Origin of the sequence: Bacillus sp. B28, from assembly GCF_029536185.1 — a bacterium.
GTDB classification, from domain to species: domain Bacteria; phylum Bacillota; class Bacilli; order Bacillales; family Bacillaceae; genus Bacillus; species Bacillus halotolerans.
The window spans coordinates 48,109-67,430 of sequence record NZ_CP120511.1 but is presented as its reverse complement, the minus strand read 5'-3'; the positions used below and the strand labels follow the sequence as shown (position 1 = coordinate 67,430).

The 19,322-nt window shown below is 43.4% G+C and carries 19 protein-coding genes; all 19 read right to left on the bottom strand.

Features of this window, described 5'->3' with window-relative positions:
• Position 1: 1 nt before the first annotated feature.
• The 19 genes from yabN to P3L57_RS00260 all read right to left on the bottom strand — a co-directional run bounded on the left by yabN (position 2) and on the right by P3L57_RS00260 (position 19,153).
• Positions 2-1,471, bottom strand: coding sequence for a bifunctional methyltransferase/pyrophosphohydrolase YabN (gene yabN / locus P3L57_RS00350; RefSeq protein WP_264798234.1), 1,470 nt, complete (start codon positions 1,469-1,471; stop codon positions 2-4).
• Positions 1,461-3,059, bottom strand: a complete 1,599-nt coding sequence (locus tag P3L57_RS00345; protein WP_059334667.1) for a putative polysaccharide biosynthesis protein — start codon at positions 3,057-3,059, stop codon at positions 1,461-1,463. The genes yabN and P3L57_RS00345 overlap by 11 nt, the downstream gene beginning before the upstream one ends.
• Before the next feature lie 181 nt (positions 3,060-3,240).
• Entirely contained in the window at positions 3,241-3,777 is a 537-nt protein-coding gene (spoVT, locus tag P3L57_RS00340; protein WP_024123624.1) for a stage V sporulation protein T, read from the bottom strand.
• Positions 3,778-3,912: 135 nt separating this feature from the next.
• On the bottom strand, positions 3,913-7,446 hold the full coding sequence (gene mfd, locus P3L57_RS00335) for a transcription-repair coupling factor (RefSeq protein ID WP_264798233.1): 3,534 nt from the start codon (positions 7,444-7,446) through the stop codon (positions 3,913-3,915).
• Between the two features lie 69 nt (positions 7,447-7,515).
• Positions 7,516-7,746 (bottom strand): anti-sigma-F factor Fin, encoded by a 231-nt coding sequence (gene fin, locus P3L57_RS00330; RefSeq protein WP_024123622.1) that lies wholly within the window; start codon positions 7,744-7,746, stop codon positions 7,516-7,518.
• Between the two features lie 60 nt (positions 7,747-7,806).
• A complete protein-coding gene (gene pth / locus P3L57_RS00325) occupies positions 7,807-8,373 on the bottom strand; it encodes an aminoacyl-tRNA hydrolase (RefSeq protein WP_044153493.1) in 567 nt (188 codons plus the stop codon).
• A 105-nt stretch (positions 8,374-8,478) separates the two neighbouring features.
• Positions 8,479-9,096 (bottom strand): 50S ribosomal protein L25/general stress protein Ctc, encoded by a 618-nt coding sequence (locus tag P3L57_RS00320; RefSeq protein WP_044153494.1) that lies wholly within the window; start codon positions 9,094-9,096, stop codon positions 8,479-8,481.
• An 84-nt stretch (positions 9,097-9,180) separates the two neighbouring features.
• Complete coding sequence (locus tag P3L57_RS00315; RefSeq protein ID WP_003218353.1) at positions 9,181-10,134, bottom strand: ribose-phosphate diphosphokinase; 954 nt, start codon at positions 10,132-10,134, stop codon at positions 9,181-9,183.
• 22 nt (positions 10,135-10,156) lie between these two features.
• Complete coding sequence (gene glmU, locus P3L57_RS00310; protein ID WP_024123619.1) at positions 10,157-11,527, bottom strand: bifunctional UDP-N-acetylglucosamine diphosphorylase/glucosamine-1-phosphate N-acetyltransferase GlmU; 1,371 nt, start codon at positions 11,525-11,527, stop codon at positions 10,157-10,159.
• A gap of 191 nt (positions 11,528-11,718) precedes the next feature.
• Positions 11,719-12,012 (bottom strand): septation regulator SpoVG, encoded by a 294-nt coding sequence (gene spoVG, locus P3L57_RS00305; RefSeq protein WP_003218346.1) that lies wholly within the window; start codon positions 12,010-12,012, stop codon positions 11,719-11,721.
• 194 nt (positions 12,013-12,206) lie between these two features.
• On the bottom strand, positions 12,207-12,584 hold the full coding sequence (gene ridA / locus P3L57_RS00300) for a 2-iminobutanoate/2-iminopropanoate deaminase (protein ID WP_003226738.1): 378 nt from the start codon (positions 12,582-12,584) through the stop codon (positions 12,207-12,209).
• Entirely contained in the window at positions 12,581-13,438 is an 858-nt protein-coding gene (gene purR / locus P3L57_RS00295; RefSeq protein ID WP_024123618.1) for a pur operon repressor, read from the bottom strand. Before purR ends, ridA begins: the two co-directional genes overlap by 4 nt.
• Positions 13,439-13,493: 55 nt before the next feature.
• Positions 13,494-14,363, bottom strand: coding sequence for a 4-(cytidine 5'-diphospho)-2-C-methyl-D-erythritol kinase (ispE, locus tag P3L57_RS00290; RefSeq protein ID WP_024123617.1), 870 nt, complete (start codon positions 14,361-14,363; stop codon positions 13,494-13,496).
• A gap of 147 nt (positions 14,364-14,510) precedes the next feature.
• The gene (locus tag P3L57_RS00285) at positions 14,511-14,696 is read right to left on the bottom strand and encodes a small, acid-soluble spore protein, alpha/beta type (RefSeq protein ID WP_010332697.1); all 186 of its coding nucleotides are present in this window, start codon (positions 14,694-14,696) and stop codon (positions 14,511-14,513) included.
• 161 nt (positions 14,697-14,857) lie between these two features.
• A complete protein-coding gene (gene veg, locus P3L57_RS00280; protein WP_024123616.1) occupies positions 14,858-15,118 on the bottom strand; it encodes a biofilm formation stimulator Veg in 261 nt (86 codons plus the stop codon).
• 201 nt (positions 15,119-15,319) lie between these two features.
• Positions 15,320-16,192: a sporulation-specific protease PrtG gene (gene prtG, locus P3L57_RS00275; protein WP_024123615.1), complete on the bottom strand. Its 873-nt coding sequence runs from the start codon at positions 16,190-16,192 to the stop codon at positions 15,320-15,322.
• A gap of 161 nt (positions 16,193-16,353) precedes the next feature.
• Positions 16,354-17,232: a 16S rRNA (adenine(1518)-N(6)/adenine(1519)-N(6))-dimethyltransferase RsmA gene (gene rsmA, locus P3L57_RS00270; RefSeq protein ID WP_024123614.1), complete on the bottom strand. Its 879-nt coding sequence runs from the start codon at positions 17,230-17,232 to the stop codon at positions 16,354-16,356.
• Positions 17,225-17,785 carry a ribonuclease M5 gene (rnmV, locus tag P3L57_RS00265; protein ID WP_044153503.1) on the bottom strand — a complete coding sequence of 187 codons (561 nt, stop codon included), beginning with the start codon at positions 17,783-17,785 and terminating at the stop codon, positions 17,225-17,227. The genes rsmA and rnmV overlap by 8 nt, the downstream gene beginning before the upstream one ends.
• A gap of 144 nt (positions 17,786-17,929) precedes the next feature.
• Positions 17,930-19,153, bottom strand: coding sequence for a G5 and 3D domain-containing protein (locus P3L57_RS00260; protein WP_254665063.1), 1,224 nt, complete (start codon positions 19,151-19,153; stop codon positions 17,930-17,932).
• Between the last annotated feature and the right edge of the window lie 169 nt (positions 19,154-19,322).

Sequence of the window (19,322 nt, the reverse complement as noted above, 5' to 3'; positions counted from 1 at the left end):
ATTATGATCTCCTCTCAATTTCTTTTGCTTCATTCCACAGGTTGTCCATGTCCTCAAGAGACATAGTAGCCAGCTCAATTCCCTTTTCCTTCGCTGTTTGCTCAATATAAGAGAAACGTCTCCGGAATTTATCGTTTGTCATCGCCAATGCTTCCTCCGGTTCTATTTTGTAGAAGCGGGCTACATTTACCAAGGCGAAGAGAACGTCGCCAAATTCGGCCTTGAGATTGTGTTCATGAGGGTCTTCAGAAACCTCCGAAGAAAATTCCTCCATCTCCTCATTCACCTTTTCCCAAATATCACTCACATCTTCCCAGTCAAAACCGACTTTTGCCGCTTTTTTCTGAAGTTTAGCAGCTTTAGAAAGAGCAGGAAGGGTTTTCGGGACGTTGTCTAACAAGGATTCTTCAGATGTATGTTTTTCGGCTTTTTTAATATCTTCCCAATTTGCCAAAACATCGTTTTCATCCTGAACCTTAACATCTTTAAACACATGGGGATGTCTTCGGACCATTTTTTCACTGATCCCTTTAATCACATCATCTATTGTGAAATAACCATCATCTTCACCGATTTGCGCGTGAAGCAGGACCTGAAGCAAAACGTCGCCAAGCTCTTCGATCATATGGTCTGTGTCTTCTTCGTCAATTGCTTCGAGAAGTTCATAACACTCTTCAATCATGTATTGTTTTAATGACTGATGAGTCTGCTTTTTATCCCACGGACAGCCGTTAGGCCCGCGAAGCTCTCTGATGATGCGCCGAAACGCGGAGAACTCCCGGTACAGCAGCTTCTCTTCTTTAATCGGCGGAATATACACACTTGTTAAGTTATTCATGGCGACATTACGGTCCAATTCAAATAAAGGCACTCTCCGGATATCCTCATCGCGGCTTCCGGCTGCCGTCACAATTACAACTTCATAATCATCCGGCAGCTTCTCCATTAATGTCAGCTTCACTTCGGATGCAGTCATTTGGTCGTAAACCTGACAAATGATCAGGTGATGTCTGAGCTCAAGCTCATCCGCGCTCAATGTGCCGGCATCCACAAATTGAAAGCCTTCAATGGGATCAATTTGCAAGGCATTAAAAGTGGCATCAAGAAAACTTTGTCCTCCCGCGACTTTCACCTGAATGTTTTTTTCTTCCTGCCGCTCCGTCAGCAGCTGTACTGTTTTTTCCGCTACAAATGGATGCCCCGGAACCGCATAAACAACGTCCTGATGCTTCGCTTCTCCAAAGAGAATGTCAGCAATTTCTTCGTATACCGCATCAAACTGGTCGTGCTTCTCATATATATCATCAAAATAACGAATGTTCTTCGCTTCGCTTTCTAGCTCCTGAATTAAAGGGTGGTCTTTTGTTCTGACAAACAGAGTGTCCGCCTTTGTCAGCAGCTTATGTATGCCAATTGTCAACTGGTCCATGTCTCCGGCGCCAAGCCCGACGACTGTAATGTTACCTGCCATTTTGTTCTCTCCTTCTTGTGAGTTTGCTTAACTTGCTGCCAAAAGGCACACTGTTGAGCTCTTCATCCGTAAATATTCCCAATTTCATCATACAATAAATAAACACCGCGCCTCCAATGGCGACAGCAGAAACACTTTCAACCGCCGCATATCCTCTTCCTTCCGCATCAAACAGAAAAGACCAAAGGCGTAAATAAGCAAGCAAGACAGCCGACATCAATAAAGCGGACCCAATAATCGGAAGCATAACGCCTCTCAGCTTGTCCAGCCATTCTTTTTGCCGCAAGCGATATAAATTAAGGCCGGCGACAGCCGCAAAGGTAGCCGCTGTCGCAAATGAAGCCCCTTCAATTCCATAACGCGGAACCAAAAAGGTATTTAACACCCATTTCACAGCCACGCCTGCGCCTACCGCTATTGCAGGAAACACCGTGTTTCCCGTTCCCTGTAAGACAGCAGCAGCCGTGACCGCCAAGGACGCAAACAAAATGGAGCAGCTAAATATCTGTAACGCAGCTGTTCCTTCACCATTTTGAAACAGCATAATGTTGACCGGCTTGAGGATGCAGATGAGACCGGCAGACGCCGCAACGCCAATCGCAAGACACAGCTTTAAGGAAGACGTCACTCTTTGTTTCATCACCAGCATCTGATTGTCCTTTACCGCCTTTGAAATCAACGGTACGAGTGAGGTCCCGATGCCCATTGCGAAAACAGAACCGAGCTGCAAAAGAGGCTGCCCCCGGTCATAAATTCCTTTCAGCCGCTTTGCTTCTTCACTCACCTCACCGCCAGACAGCAAAGAATATAAATTCAGCGCATCGACAAGCTGAATAAACAAAAGCAGCAGGCTGCTGACACAGATCGTGACCGAATATAAAAGCAGTTTCTTAATTAATTGATTTGTTGTAATGTGATTTTCTTTTTCTATTTCCGCTTTTTCAGGCTTTTTCGTTTTGAACCAAAAAAAGACGAGGATGATTAGCGCAATCAAACTTCCGGCAAGAGAACCAGAAGCAGCTGCCGCTCCCGCAGTATAAAGCGAGGCACCCTTTTTGATGAGCCAAAAAGATAATCCTAAAAGCACCGCTACCCGCAGAAACTGTTCCATGATTTGCGATAAAGCGGACGGAAGCATATTGTGCCTCCCTTGAAAAACGCCTCTGAGCAGCGCGACAAATGGAAACAGAAGAAACGCATAGGCAGTTACTTGTATTAACTGGGCGAGATGCGAATCACCCATAAACAGAGCGATCGGAACAGCTCCCATATATAAACACAGAAATAAAAAAACACCTATTACCGATAAAACCAGCGCTGAAATTTTCATTATGGTGTTATGGCTTTTTTCACTATAATCATTCATCAGTTTAGAAATAATCACCGGAAATCCTGATGTTGAAAGCATGACGGCAATACCGAGAAAAGGGTATACCTGCTGATATATATAAAATCCAACATCGCCGACAATGTTTTGAAATGGGACTCTGTAAACGGCGCTTAGTATTTTTGAAATAACGCCTGCCAGAATTAAAACAAATGCCCCCTGCCACATCCAATGCCGTTTGACGCGTATTGAATCATCCATCCAAAAGCTCCTTCCCAACGTCAGGGGCCATGCAGAGTGTGCAATGACCTTGGTACAAATAAAAACGAGGTTATTATACCATATCCCAACCCTTGGAATCCTTTTTCGGCCTGCACAAAAAAGAACAGCGTCCCAAGGAGAGCTGTTCTTTCTATACCTATTTTGATAATTGTAATAAGACCTACTGTTCCATTTGACGAGCCAAAAACCCAGCTGCTGTTTCAACGGCTTTATGCTCTACTTCGCCCATCGTCTGATCCTTTGAAAAAATCACGACCGCACCTATCGGGTCGCCATTCGCCACAATCGGACCGACCGTATACGAACTCATATCTTCATCTATGCCATTCACAAGCTGCACGGATTTTGCATCACTCTCAAGCACGGAACTTCTCTGATCCATTGTTTTTTCCAGCATTTCGCTGATCGGCTTGTTTAAGTAGTCTTTTTTGGAACTTCCGGAGACGGCAATGTAGACATCACGGTCACAGATAAGCACTGAGTGGCCAAGACTGTCATAAAGCGCGTCTGCATACTCCTTTGCGAAGTCTCCAAGTTCACTTATCGGAGAGTATTTTTTCAAAATAACTTCTCCGTCACGATCTACAAAAATCTCAAGCGGATCGCCTTCCCTGATTCTCAGCGTTCTGCGAATTTCTTTAGGAATCACGACCCGTCCTAAGTCATCAATACGACGTACGATACCGGTTGCTTTCATCTCTGGTGCCTCTCTTTCATTTGATGGTTATACAATGTGGGAAAGACCTAAAGCAGTTACTTTATGTACCTTCCGCCTCGCTTGAAATTAGTATCCGTCACATCAAATGTAATATACACCAGAGAGTAACAAAATTTACGTTGATGAAATGGTTTGTTTTTTCACATCTTTAAGGCCCTTCAGCATGCCCAGCACGGTTTCGAGCCATTCATCCGCAGCCTTGCCTTTCGTTTGAACGGAAATTTTGAGTTTTTTCCCTTCCATTCCCAGTCCGATTTGTCTGCCGTATTTGTTGCCAAGCTCAAACAGTTTCTGGCCGTCAATATCAGCACTAGCCTCTTCAGAAATGGTCAGCCTGACTGCATCTTTATCTTGCTTAATCAATTCGACCCGTTCATTTTTCGCATAAACCTTCATTTCAGCTACGGTAAACAAGTATTCAACTTCTTTTGGATAATTTCCAAACCTGTCAATCATCTCATCTTGAAGTTCATTTTTCTCTTCAATTGAAGCCACGGATCTGAAGCGTTTATACATATCAATTTTCTGTTTGCCGTCTTGAATGTAAGTTTCCGGAATGTACGCATCAAGCTCAAGATCAATTTCTGTTTCAAAATGCTCCGTTTTCGCTGTATCGCCTTTTCGCTCTTCTATGGCCTCTTTGAGCATTTGCGAATAGAGGTCAAATCCGACCGAATCGATAAAGCCGTGCTGCTGAGCGCCAAGAAGGTTTCCGGCTCCGCGAATCGTTAAGTCGCGCATGGCGATTTTAAAACCAGATCCCAGCTCTGTAAATTCTTTAATCGCCTGCAGTCTTTTTTCAGCTACTTCAGTAAGCACTTTATCCCGGCGATACGTGAAATACGCATACGCTACACGGTTAGAACGGCCGACACGTCCACGCAGCTGATAAAGCTGGGAAAGACCCATCTTATCGGCGTCAAACACGATCAGCGTATTCACGTTTGGAATATCTACACCCGTTTCAATGATTGTTGTGCTGACAAGAACGTCTGATTCCCCTTCCAGGAAACTCAGCATGACAGCTTCTAATTCATTTTCTGTCATTTTCCCGTGGGCATACGCAACCTTCGCGTCAGGGACAAGCATTGAAATCTCATCTGCTTTCCGTTCGATATCCTCTACCCTGTTGTATAAGAAATAGACTTGGCCACCGCGCGCAAGCTCGCGCTCAATCGCCTCTCTGACTAGGGCACCATTGTATTCCACAACATACGTCTGTACAGGGAAGCGGTTTTCCGGCGGCGTCTCGATCACCGAGAGATCCCTTACGCCAAGCATAGACATATGCAGCGTACGCGGAATCGGTGTCGCTGTTAATGTTAATACATCCACATTGGCTTTAATCTGTTTGATCTTTTCTTTATGGGTGACACCAAAACGCTGCTCCTCATCAATGATGAGCAGCCCTAAGTCTTTATAAACAACATCTTTTGATAACAGTCGGTGTGTCCCAATGACGATATCAACCGTTCCGTTTTTCAATCCTTTGATCGTTTCGTTTGCTTCTTTTCTTGTTCTGAATCGGCTAAGCAGTCCGATATTCATCGGGTAGTCCTGAAAGCGCTCTGTAATGGTCTCATAGTGCTGCTGAGCCAAAATGGTTGTCGGGACAAGCAGTGCGACCTGTTTTCCATCAGCGATTGCCTTAAACGCCGCACGGATGGCAACCTCTGTTTTCCCGTACCCTACGTCTCCGCAAAGCAGGCGATCCATCGGCCGCTCTCTTTCCATGTCTTTTTTGATTTCGTGAATAGAGCGGAGCTGATCTTCCGTCTCTTGATAAGGGAACGCCGATTCAAATTCACGCTGCATTTCATGATCAGGAGAAAACGCGTAGCCCTTGCTCGCTTCCCTTTCGGCATACAGTTTAATTAAGTCATCAGCGATGTCTTGAACGGATGTTTCTACTTTTTTCTTAACCCGCTTCCATTCACTGCCGCCTAACTTATACAGCTTCGGTTCTTTTCCTTCAGAGCCGACATACTTCTGTACCTGGTCAATTTGTTCAACCGGCACATAAAGCTTGTCGCTTCCCTGATAGTGAATGTTCAAATAGTCTTTGTGAATTCCATTGATCTCAAGGGTTTCGATCCCTAAATACTTTCCGATCCCGTGATTAATATGAACGACATAATCACCAATTTGAAGCTCGGAATAGCTCTTGATGCGCTCTGCATTCGTAAGCTTCTGTTTTCGAGGCTTCTTTTTCACGCGGTTTTTAAACAATTCTTCTTCAGTAATGACAGCAAGCTTCATTAACGGCAGCTCAAATCCTGATTGAAGCTCGCCTTCCATGATATAAACCTGTCCCTGAACAAGCGCCTTTTTGCTGTCAGTCATCGCCGCTTCGATTTCATAATCGGCCAAAACAGAAGACAGTCTTTGTGTACGTTCCTTATTTGCTCCCAAAAACACAACGGTGAAGTTTGATTTTTTAAACCGCTCCATTTCACCGGCAAGTACATTCATTTGCCCGTGGAAGCTCTGCATTTGTCTGCTGGATACATTTACGATATTTTGCGGGCTCGTATGCTGAACATGGCGTAAAAACAAAGAATAGTACAGCAAAGGCCGTCTTTGTTCAGCCACTATTTTTTGGAAGCTGAATGACAGACTGATGTCATGCAAAATCTTCCCTTCCACCAGAAGATTTGTGACAAAGTCCGCTTCTTCCTTTTGAAGCTGCTCTTCCATTTCATGAATCCGGCTGACTTCGTCCAAAATAAGAAGCGTGTTATCAGGTGTATAATCTAGCAAACTAGCAGGTTTTTCATAAAAATATGAAAGGTACTTCACCAGTTCCTGATCTGTCTGGCCTTCAGATAAACGCTCTTTATCATGAGAAATATTCATATGCAGGATTTCTTTTTGCTTGTCGAGCTTTAATTTTTTCAAGCTGTCGGCAAGGCCTTTATCCATCTTCTCTATAGCACGTGCTTTTTCTTCAGCTCTGATAATCAGTTCCTTTGCCGGACCGATACTGATGGAGGTCAAGGTTTCAATTGACCGCTGATCATCGGAGTTAAAGCTGCGGATGGAATCAACCTCGGTGTCGAATAATTCGATTCTGACCGGATGCTCAGAGGTCAGCGGATAAATGTCGATAATTCCGCCGCGAATACTGAATTCACCGGGTGCAGAAACCATATCAGACCGCTCGTATCCCACCTCTACCAGTCGGGATGCCAGCTGATCCGGTTCGATATCATGACCCACCTGAATGAGCATTTGGCTGTTTTTCCATACCTCTACCGGCGGCAGCATTCTTCTGACAGCCGCTACTGGAGCAACAACTATAGGCGTTTCTCCGTTTGTTAATCTATTAATGACATCTAAGCGCTGCGCCCGCAGTTCAGGGCTAGCCACCGCGATTTCTGATGATATGAGTTCATTGACGGGGTACAGAAGGACAGACCGATCCCCAAGAAGTGAAGTCAGATCATCCGTTACTTTCTGAGCTTGGTATAAATTATGGGTGATTAGAAAGATAGGCTTATTCGTTTCATTAGCCAGAGCAGCAGTAAAAACAGAACGCGCGGAACCTGAAAGACCCGCGAGCAGTTGTTCCTTCAGCCCCTCGTTTAAACCGTTGACGATGGATTTGAAGTCATCGCTTTCTTTAATAAAGGTTTGAATGTTGTCCATATGGCCCCTCCTCTCTGTTTTCTGTAAGAACAGAAAAACGCTTTGGTCTAGTGTCTACACCAAAGCTTTTTATTGAATAAATGTGTGATGTTCGTGGTAATGCGGATTTCGTTCGAGCGCCTCTTGGCAATCTTCACATATTGTAAGAACATGGACATCTCCATTGTCTTTATATGAAATCATATCGTTTCTTTCCTCGTTTGTTAAGTGCTCAAATCCAAGTGAGTTTGTCGATACCATGGAAGATTCCAGACTTCCAACTTTTACTCCGCAATGACGACAATAATAATGCAAAGCCATACAAGGGACCCTCCTGATGAAAAAGTCATTTTGGTGTAGTATGGACTTTGATTATGTATTTTATACCTTCGCGTTGAATTCGTTCATAACCTCTAAAAATGGTTTGCTGAGAGAAGCCTCACAAGCCTTAACGGACTTTCCAATCGCTTCATCAATTGCTGGTGTTTCATCCTTTGTAAAAGCACCTAAAACATAATCAACCACCTTCATCCCGTTCACTGGCCGTCCGATTCCGATGCGGATGCGATCAAACTCAGGTGTTCCGAGATGCTGAATCAGTGATTTGATGCCATTATGCCCGCCGGCACTGCCTTTCGTTCTTAGACGAATCTTGCCAGTCGGCAGATCAAGGTCATCGTAAATGACTTTTAAATCTTCGTTGTCTACATCATAATAATCCATTAAAGGCCGCAAACATTCTCCTGATAAATTCATATATGTAAGCGGTTTAACAAGTAGAACCTTTTTGCCGGAAACAAATCCGGTTCCGTATAATCCGTTAAATTTGCTCTGGTTCAGCTCAATGTTCCATTCCTTCGAAAGCTGGTCTATTGCCATAAATCCGACATTATGCCTTGTATTTTCATAGTTCTTTCCCGGGTTTCCGAGGCCAGCAATTACAAGCATGGCAAATCCTCCCTTAGTCACATAAGCTCCCGCTCTAACACGGGCTATAATTCTTCTCATTCTAGCACAAAAGACGTAACCGCGGGAGGGTTACGCCTTAAGCTATTATTGATTTTCGTTTTCACCTTCAGGCTGAGCATCGGCAGTTTCCTCAGCGTCTGTTTCTGCAGCATCCTGCTGCTGCGGAGGAAGAATAGAAGCCACAACTTCATCTGATTCGTGATTATAGGAGTAGTCACCGCCGGCAGGCAAGTCCTCAATCGTGAGTACATCATTTACATCAAGACCAGAAATGTCTGCCTCGATCGATTGCGGAATTGCTTTTGGCTTCGCCTTCACAGTAAGAGCGTAAAGCGGCTGTTGCAATACGCCTCCATTTTTCACTCCAATTGCTTCTCCGGTCAGATGAATCGGCACTTCCACTTCAATTTCTTCACTCATATTGACTACTTGGAAGTCGGCATGAGTGACCTCATTTTTCAGCGGGTCCGTTTGCAGCTCTGTTACCATGACAGCGTGCTTCTCTCCGTTGACGTCGAGTGTAATGACTGTATTCTTGCCTTCATCCCTCAGTGTTTTGATAAGTTCCACACTGTCTAAGGATACCGGTTTGTTTGCCGTGTCTTTTCCATAAATGATACCTGGAACATGTCCTGAAGTACGGATATCCCGAAGAGACGAACGGGTGAAACCTGTTCTTTCTTTTGCCGTTAACGTTGCCATATTCAGCACCATCCTATTATCGTTTTATTGTCCTATTAGAAACAATACCCAAAACGATAAAGGTTTAAACCTTTCAAAATCGGTTTAGCTGAAAAGGTAGCTGACAGATTGCTGCTCATGAACGCGAATAATCGCTTCAGCCAGAAGCGGTCCGACTGAAAGCTGCTTAAACCGTTCAATTTTCTTTTCTTCAGGAAGCTTGATGCTGTTTGTCACAACAAGCTCTTTAATTGTTGAGTTATTAATCCGTTCAACAGCAGGTCCTGATAGTACCGGATGTGTACAGCATGCATAAACTTCTTTTGCTCCGTTTTCAACAAGCGCATTAGCTGCAAGTGTAATGGTGCCGGCAGTATCGATGATATCATCGATAAGGATAGCGGTCTTCCCTTCGATATTACCTACAATATTCATGACTTCTGCCACATTCGGTCTCGGACGGCGCTTATCAATGATCGCAATCGGCGCTTTTAGTCTGTCAGCCAGTTTGCGGGCACGTGTCACACCGCCGTGGTCCGGTGAAACAATGACGATATCTTCAAGGTTTTTGCCTTCAAAATATTCTCCTAAAATCGGAACACCCATTAAGTGGTCAATCGGTATATCAAAGAATCCTTGAATTTGCGGTGCGTGCAGATCAAGCGCAATGACACGAGTCGCACCGGCAGTTTCAAGCAGGTTTGCGAAAAGCTTTGCTGTGATTGGCTCACGGGATCTAGCTTTTCTGTCTTGACGCGCATAACCGTAATAAGGAATAACAATGTTAATGGTTTTTGCAGAAGCGCGTTTCAACGCATCTACCATAATCAACAGTTCCATAATATGCTCGTTAACGGGGTCACTTGTAGACTGGATGATGTAACAGTCACATCCGCGAATACTTTCTTCGATATTAATTTGGACTTCCCCGTCACTAAATCTTGTGACAGAACACTTCCCTAATTGAACTCCAACTATATCTGCGATTTCTTTTGCAAGCTCTGGATTAGAATTCAAAGAAAAAATCTTTAAATTCTTATCTCCGTATTGATTAGACATGGATAAACCTCCGAATTTAGGATTATTTTTTATGAATATTTTTCACATAATCGTCTTTATTTACTTGTCTCGCTCTGGCAATAGCAAGTGCTTTTCCAGGTACATCTTCCGTAACAGTTGAGCCTGCCGCTACATAAGCGCCTTCTCCGACTGTAACAGGGGCAACCAAATTGGAGTTGCAGCCGATAAATGCGCCGTCTTCAATTTTCGTCAAATATTTATTCTTTCCATCATAATTCACAGTAATTGAACCGCAGCCCAAGTTGACGTCTGTGCCTACTTCGGCATCCCCGACATAGCTTAAATGAGAAGCCTTGCTTCGGTCTCCGAATTGCGTCTTTTTGATTTCAACAAAATTCCCGATCTTCACTTCATTCCCGATGACAGAATCAGGCCTGATGTGAGCAAAAGGTCCTATGTTTACATCATTCCCCACTTTACTGTTATTGACTACCGATTGTTTAATCACAGTACGGCTGCCAATTGAACTATTCATAATCTCAGTATGAGGGCCGATAATCGTATCTTCTCCGATTTGCACCTCACCTTTAATCACAGTTCCAGGATAAATCACAGTATCGCTTCCGATGACAGCTTCAGGAGAAATATACGTATTCATCGGGTCAATCAGCGTAACGCCATTTTGCATATGCCGTTTATTAATCCGCTCTTTCATAAACAATTCAGCCTGAGAAAGAGCAACTCTATCATTAACTCCGAGCGTTTCTTGGAAGTTACCAGTCTGGTAAGCGGCAACAGTTTCGCCTTCATTTTTGAGGATCTCTATCACATCCGGCAAATAATACTCGCCTTGAACATTATCGTTCGATACTTGGTCAATGGCCCGGAATAGAGCTTCATTATCAAAACAATACGTTCCAGTATTGATTTCAGTCACAAGACGTTCTTCCTCTGAAGCGTCCTTGTGCTCCACGATTTTTTGAACCGCTCCGCTCTCACCGCGAATGATTCGGCCGTATCCAGTCGGATCTTCTGCAACTGCAGTCAATATCGTAGCTTTTGCTTCTTTTTGTGTATGTTCTTTCAGCATCGCTTCCATTGTCTCCGCTGTTAAAAGCGGCGTATCTCCGCAAATGACAATCGTTACACCTTTTTCGTCAGCAAGAAATGGCTGTGCCTGTTTTACAGCATGAGCAGTGCCAAGCTGTTCTGCTTGAAGCGCATACTCGCTTTTATCACCAAGCTGCTTTTTCACTTCTTCCGCACCATGTCCGACAATCGTGACAAGCTTCGTTAAAGATAACTTTAAGGCTTCGTCTACGACGTGCTCTACCATAGGCTTACCGCAAACTGGATGAAGGACTTTGTAAAGCTTTGATTTCATTCTCGTTCCTTGTCCAGCCGCTAAAACAACTGCAAACCGCTTATCCATTTAATGGCCTCCAATATCCCTTTTATCCATAGAAAAATATATCCTAAATATCAGTTGATTTCAAGGAGACTTCATGAAGTGCAAGAATTTTCTATGGGTGCATTTTAGTTTGAAAAATCAGAATTAAAAAAGGACTGCCGGAAAAAGGCTTGTCTCAGCCCTATCAGCAGTCCTTGCTTTTTGGTTATTTTTTAAGAAGCTCCAGCTTCTTCGAATTCTAATGCTTCAGTGTCACCCAGACGATGATACTCATTTAACACGGCATCTTGAATCTTTCCTCGCGTGCTTGAATTAATAGGATGAGCAATATCGCGGAACTCTCCATCAGGGGTGCGTTTACTCGGCATCGCAACGAAAAGACCATTGTTTCCATCAATCACACGAATATCATGAACAACAAATTCGTGATCCAGCGTGATGGATGCAATCGCTCTCATGCGACCATCGGTATTCACGCGGCGTAATCTTACGTCAGTAACTTCCACAGTAGTTCACCACCTTTTCCCTATATAAAAGCATTAGTTTATCAATTCCACGATTTTTTCTGAATTCCTGCTGTTTTTGAAAATATTTTTTGAAAAAATAGGATATAAATACACAATTAGGTCATAACGCTTTTATTTCGGGCATAAGGTAAATAAAAAAGTGATTCCGAGTTTACCCAGAATCACTTTTCTTATTATTTTACTAACGCAATCACTTCGATTTCGACTAATGCATCCTTTGGAAGTCTCGCAACTTCAACGCAAGATCTCGCCGGTTTGTGCGTGTCAAAATATTGTCCGTACACTTCGTTCACTTCCGCAAACTGTTCCATGTCCGCGATAAATACAGTTGCCTTTACAACTGTTTCAAAAGAAGCGCCCGCTTCTTCCAACACCGCTTTTAAGTTGCTGAATACTTGATGCGTCTGCTCCTTAATATCACCGTTTACCATCTCGCCTGAAGGCGTCAAAGGAATTTGGCCTGAGCTGTAAAACATATTATTGACGATAATCCCTTGTGAGTAAGGCCCAATTGCCGCTGGGGCATGTTTTGTGTGGACTGCTTTTGTCATGATTCCGTCTCTCCATTCTTCAAAAGATTGTCTTTAAAAAAACGCAGAAAATTGCCATTCTGAATTTCAATGGACTTATCTTTCATGTTGATCGTTGAAAGAGTTAGAAGTGACATATATTCATCAACAAGACGTTCATCTACTCCTTCGGCTTCGACCAAGACGCCGATCCCCGCGACATTCGCATTAAACTCATCCAACAGGTTAATCATACCATTAATTGTGCCGCCTGCTTTCATAAAGTCATCAATAATGAGTACGTTTGAACCCGTTTTCATGCTTCTTTTTGCAAGTGACATCGTTTGAATGCGGTTTGAGGAGCCTGACACGTAATTAATGCTTACCGTGGAGCCCTCCGTTACCTTGTTATCCTTGCGCACAATGACGACAGGCACATTCAGATAACTCGCAGCTGCATACGCAAGAGGGATGCCTTTCGTGGCAACGGTCATGACAACGTCAATTTCGCGGTCCGCAAATACAGAAGCAAACAGCTTTCCAACCTTGGAGAGAACAGATGGCTTTCCTAAGATATCCGTTAAATACACATAACCGCCCGGAAGGATACGCTCAGGATTTGCCAATGACTGTCCAAGTGTCTGAACGAACTCTTCAGCTTCAGCCTGCTTCATTTTCGGAATATATTTGACACCTCCGGCAGCACCGGGAACAGTAAGCAAGGTACCAATCCCCTGCTGCTCAAAGGTTTGCTTTATAATTGTTAAATCTTCACTGATCGATGATTTTGCAGATTCATACCGCTCAGAAAAAAAGGTTAACGGTATTAACTCGTGCGGATGGGTTAACAAATAATTTGTTAAGTCCACCAATCTGCCGCTGCGACGAAACTTCATGAACTTACCCCCAAAATCCGAATATTTTAAGATCAATATAACTTAACATACGGATTTAATCAAGAGCGTTCTGTTCGCCGATCATTCTCACCGCATATACCTGATCGCAGAAGCCTCTTAACCCGTTATAAATCCTCTGTACCTTAGACTCATACTGAACCAGTCCAAACACAGTCGGACCGCTTCCGCTCATTAACACAGCATCTGCACCAAAGCGTTTCATCTGGTTTTTGATCATCGCGACTTCAGGATGCATATCAAGCGTTACAGACTCAAGCACATTGCCTAAACGGCTGCACATCTTTTGAAAGCTCTTTTCCTCAATCGCGTCAATCATGCCGTTTACATCCGGGTGTTCCACCTCATCAAGCTTCAGCTGTCTGTAGACCTCGGCCGTGGAAACGCCGATTGTCGGCTTCGCCAAAATGACCCAGCAATGCGGAGGCGGGCTGATGTGTTTGATCTTTTCACCGCGTCCGGTAGCAAGCGCAGTTCCGCCATAGACGCAAAACGAGACGTCTGAGCCAATTTCCGCTCCCAGCTCCGCCAGCGTTTCTGCAGAAAGATTTAAATTCCACAGTCTGTTCAGTCCTCTGAGTGTTGCCGCCGCATCACTGCTACCGCCAGCAAGGCCGGCAGCCACCGGGATCACCTTAGTGATCATAATGGAAACTCCCTTTTTCACGTTGTATCTGTCTTTGACGAGCTTGGCAGCCTGATAAGCTAAGTTTCTTTGGTCATCGGGCACAAAGCGGTTGTGGGATGAAACCCTCACTACATCTTCTGCCAGCTCCGTCAATTCAATCCGATCTGCTAAATCAATTGTCGTCATAATCATTTCGACTTCATGATAACCATCCGGGCGCTTTCGGGTAACGTCGAGTGACAGATTGATCTTGGCTGGCGCTTTTTCTAAAATACGCATAGCTTTCACCTACTTCTCCATCTAAACATAAGTATGAACATTGTATCACATTTGAAGTACGGGATGAACATATCCATATTGGAGCTATTATGTATTTACATCCAAAATCAAAAACCGGGGAACCATACGTCCCCCGGGTCACATTCCTTATCGGTTATTCTGATTCTGAGCCATCTGCTGTTCGGCGATTTCAATTGCCCGTTTTACCATGTTTCCGGCATCGCGGGCACGAATGCCCCCCCAACCTTCATTTTTTACAGTGTCGTAAAAACCAAGGTCCTTAGCCAGCTCATATTTAAACTCATCTGACATAACTCCACGACGTCTGCCCAAACGAAACAACCCCTTTTTTAGAGATGATAACGATTCGTGCACGTCACGATAAAATGTGACCGTTTTTATCTTTTGTTTAATAACGGTGAAAATATCGAGAGAATTAATGGAAACCAAAAAAAGGCAAAACAAAAAGCAGTAAACAAAAAGTTCACTGCCCGTTAAAATGCTACTGAGCTTGCCGCGTCATCATTAAATGTCAACTCAACAGTCTCAGTCAAAATATCAGCATAACTGTATGAAACTCTTTCAAACGAGTTCTCGTCTTGATCTAGTTGTATCACAAAAACAGCAGGGTACGTCTCAGCTAAAATGCCCGAGCGCTCAATCGTTTTTCGGCGGCCACCGTTTGCTTTTAACGTCAGCCTTTTACCTAAATTTCCATCAAGCGACCTTTTAATATCGGACAACGTCTTCGCCATTGCATCCACCTCACTACATTTATTGTACAACACGAGCCCATTTTTGTCAAATAAAATTTAAATTATATCAACGTTAATAAGACGTTGTCAACAAAATTATTTTGACAAAATTCTATGATTCCTCAAATATTTTCCGCAAGTTTCGGTAAATTATGTATCATTATGCAAAATAAAAACCCCGAATAAATCATCTATCCGGGGTTAATTGGACTTATAAGGCATTCCGACCCTCAGTACTCCTCTTGTTTCAATGCCTCCAAGTCCTTTCTCTCTTGTCAGTGTATTCCGAAGCACTTCCCATACATTGATTCGTTCCATAAAAGGCGTAAAGCTGATTTTCGCTACGATATATACAGGATCAAGAGCGTGAATGTTTACTCTTGAAGGAGAACTCGCGAAATTCGCCCCCGCTCTTATTAGTGATTCAAAGTGGGATTGGCAAGCCCCCGCAAAAATAACAAGCTGATCTAAGTGAGGGATTTTTTTTCGTGCTTTATGAACTGTTTCGACAAAGTGTTTTGAATGTCTGTATGCGCTCAAATCATCAATGCCGCCCTTTTGCTTGGAGTATGCATCATGCCCGGTAATCACCAGGATGTCAGGTCGATATTTGTCGAGCAATTCTTCTATAGAAGCAGACATTTTCTTTTCGTGGCAATGAATGCCGTAAACCGGCACACCGATTTTTTTATAGACACTCAGGCATTTTTTTAAATACGCCTCATCACCGTCCATATGAAGCACCTTGCCCGGCATATGAAAATAGTGCTCCTGATGCTGATACTGGCTTGTTGCATAGTACTCCTGTTTTTCTCTCAGCAGTTTATAATCCTGACGGAGCAACTCAAGTGATTCATTCATTCTGCTTTCATCTTTCTTTTTTCGCATCAGCTGCTCATCTTTTTGCACGGCCACCAAATCAGAAAAATACGCATCAGCAATCAGCCTGACTTCGTCACCATGCAAAATGGCGATTGAATTTCCTGTACTTGTTTGCTCTATCCCTATAATGCGAAACAAAACATCCATTTGATAGGATTTTCTGGCTACCATATCCCCTATTTGAAATTGCACGTTCCTCACTCCACACATAGACTAAGCCTCATCATGAAAGAAAGAGCCTTGAGAAAAGCGCCTTTTTTCGCTGAGTGCAAGTTTTTCTAATCATTGGATTTTAAGGTCCTTCTCTAGCCTATGTAGCGTCAGTCCATGTGGTGCGAAAACAAAAAGCCCTTTTAAAAAAGGGCTTTGTACAATCCGTTAGACAGCGCAGCGAACTCCTCAATAGACAAGGATTCACCTCGGCGCTTGCCGTCAATATTCGTTTCTTCCAGCACTTGCTCGATCGTTGGTTTTTTCGCTTTTCCATCAGGCAGATTGTTCACTAAGTTATTAAGCAATGTTTTACGGCGCTGAGCAAAACTCGCCTTAATTAATTGAAAGAAAAAGGCTTCGTTTTCTACATCCACTGCCGGGCCGTCGCGGCGAATCAGCCGAATGACTGCTGAATCTACATTAGGCTGAGGAACAAATACCGTTTTCGGAACGATCATCACCGTTTTGGCCTCTGTATAAAATTGCACAGCAATAGAAAGTGAACCGTATTCCTTAGATGAAGGATCAGCTGCCATACGTTCGGCCACTTCCTTTTGCAGCATAACGACAATCCCCTTCAGCGGAAGGTTTTCTTCAAGCAGCTTCATGATAATCGGCGTTGTCACATAATAAGGAAGGTTGGCTACAACCATCACCTCGTCACAGTCCTTAAATTGCTCTTCAATGACCGATTTGACGTCAGCCTTAAGCACATCTTGATGAATGACAGTGACATTGTCATAAGGCGAGAGCGTGTCTTTAAGGATCGGCAATAAACGCTGATCAATTTCAAATGCAACGACCTTTTTCGCCCGCTTGGCAAGCTGTTCAGTCAAAGCCCCGATTCCCGGGCCGATTTCAATGACACCGGTTTTCTCTGTCACTTCGGCGTGGTCGACAATTCTGTCTAAAATGTTCGTATCGATTAAGAAATTCTGTCCCAAACTCTTTTTAAAAGAAAAACCGTATTTCTTCAGTATCTCTTTCGTTCTTATCGGTGTCGCAATATCTTTATTCATTCTGTTCCTCCCGCATGACGGTATCGAGCGCACTCATAAAATCACTTTTTTTAATTTGAAACATTTGCAGCCGTTTTTGAAGCTGTTTGCCATTTGTATATCCGATTTTCAGCAAATCACCAAGACGTTCACGGCGGCGTTTTGCTTCAGATCCGCCAATCAGCCCGGCGTGAATCAGGTCTTCCGCAGAAATTTCACTCGGCTGTGCTTCCATTTCTTCGTGCACGTTTTCTAAACATGCCCTGATGCTTTCAATCGATGCGTGTTCTACGCCAATTCCCCGTTTGTTCTTAGGTTTCGCAAGGTGCTTTGGCAAAAATGCATGCTTACAGCCGGGTACAGCCTCGGAAATGGTTTTTCGTATTTTCTCTCCCGGGAAATCCGGATCCGTTAAGATAATGACTCCTCTGGTTTCCTGAGCCAAACGGATTTGTTCAATCACATGATCACCGATGGCTGAACCATTTGTTTCAATTGTGTCTGCATCAACAGCCAATTTGATGCGGGCCGTATCGTCACGCCCCTCGACAACAATGATCTCTTTAATTTTCATTATTTCCTCCAAGACAAAATAAAAACTTTTGTATATTGATGAAACTTTTTCATATTTCGAGCGTCTAATAAGCAGAAAATACACTTCGTCTATTATAACGAAAAAAACAGAGGGCGCAAAACCCTCTGTACAGATAAGTATATATTAATTCAAGATTTTAATTTTAACTGTTTTATTTCCCCATCGGTAAGCCGATGATTTCTCAGGGAAAAAGACATCTATTTTATTCCCTTTAATCGCTGAGCCCGTATCAGCAGCAACAGCGTATCCATATCCTTCAACGTGGACTTTTGAGCCTAGCGGAATGACATTTGGATCTACTGCGATGACTTTTGCATTAGGATTATTTTTCAGATTAACGCCTGTAGCCGTATGTCCTGAACATCCGCTGCAGCTTGCCGTATAAGCCGTAGATGATACTGTCATGACTTTACCGGTTGATTCATTGCTCCGCGACACAACTGGTTTTGAATCGCCAGAAGCACTGATCTTTTCAATCTTCGGACTGCTTTGCTTTGTGCCGATCGCAACCACTTTATCTTTGCTTTGCTCGGCTGTTTCTTCTTTTACAAGCTCTCTGGAAACTTCTTCGCCGTTTTCCTTTACGACTTCATAATGTTTTTTGAGCTTGCCTTCTTTTCCTTTTTGAACGACCTTTTCTTGCCCTTTTTCAAGAGATGCGTCTTCTTGTTTTTTCACATCAAACGCTATTTTCTCTTCAACTACATCGGTGACCTTTTCGATACGAGTTATTGTAATATCAGCCTTTCCTTTCGTTAGCTTTTCGTCTAACGCAGGCTTGATTTTATCTTCGTCTTTTATGTTCATCTTTTGCTGTTTTAAAAAGTCAGCGACCGTAGTCGAAGTCGTCCAGATCTTCTTTTCTTTCCCCGCATCGTTCATAGTGACTTGGAACGCAGGTTCTATGTTAATTTTCATGTCTTTCGAAACTTCTGTATCTATTGCAGGATCAATTTGATCGTGTTCTTTCAAATCAACATCTTGTTCGTCCAGTAATGCACCGACCGTTTTTGCTGTTGACCATAATGTCTTTTCTTCCCCGTTTAAAGTAAGCTTCACAGGTTTTGCAGCCTCATACACAACATTCATATCTGCTGTTATTTGTGTCTTTTTAGCAGGTGTGATCTTATCCTCGTCTCTTGTCTTTATATCGAGTGTTTCTAAAAGATCACCGACTGTTTTTGCATGTGTGCGTATATGTTTCTTTTTGCCGTTGATAGAAACTGAGACTGATTGTTTCGTCAGCTCATGAGCTGCGTACGCAGTCCCGCTTCCCGCCAGCAGCAAACAAGCAGCAACCAGAATGACTTTGCTTTTGCTAAGCTTTACGGAAAACAGCTTTTTCATTTTTTGTGTGATGAAAAACGCCTCCTTCTCCTCGGAGAGATTATATAGAGTATCTAAAAGGCTGTCAACCCTCCCTTCTCCTTCTCCTAAAAGCTCAGTGTCTTCTTCATTATCCTGAAACACACCGAGAAACGGAAGAAAGACTTGTCGACAAACCTATCCTATGAGG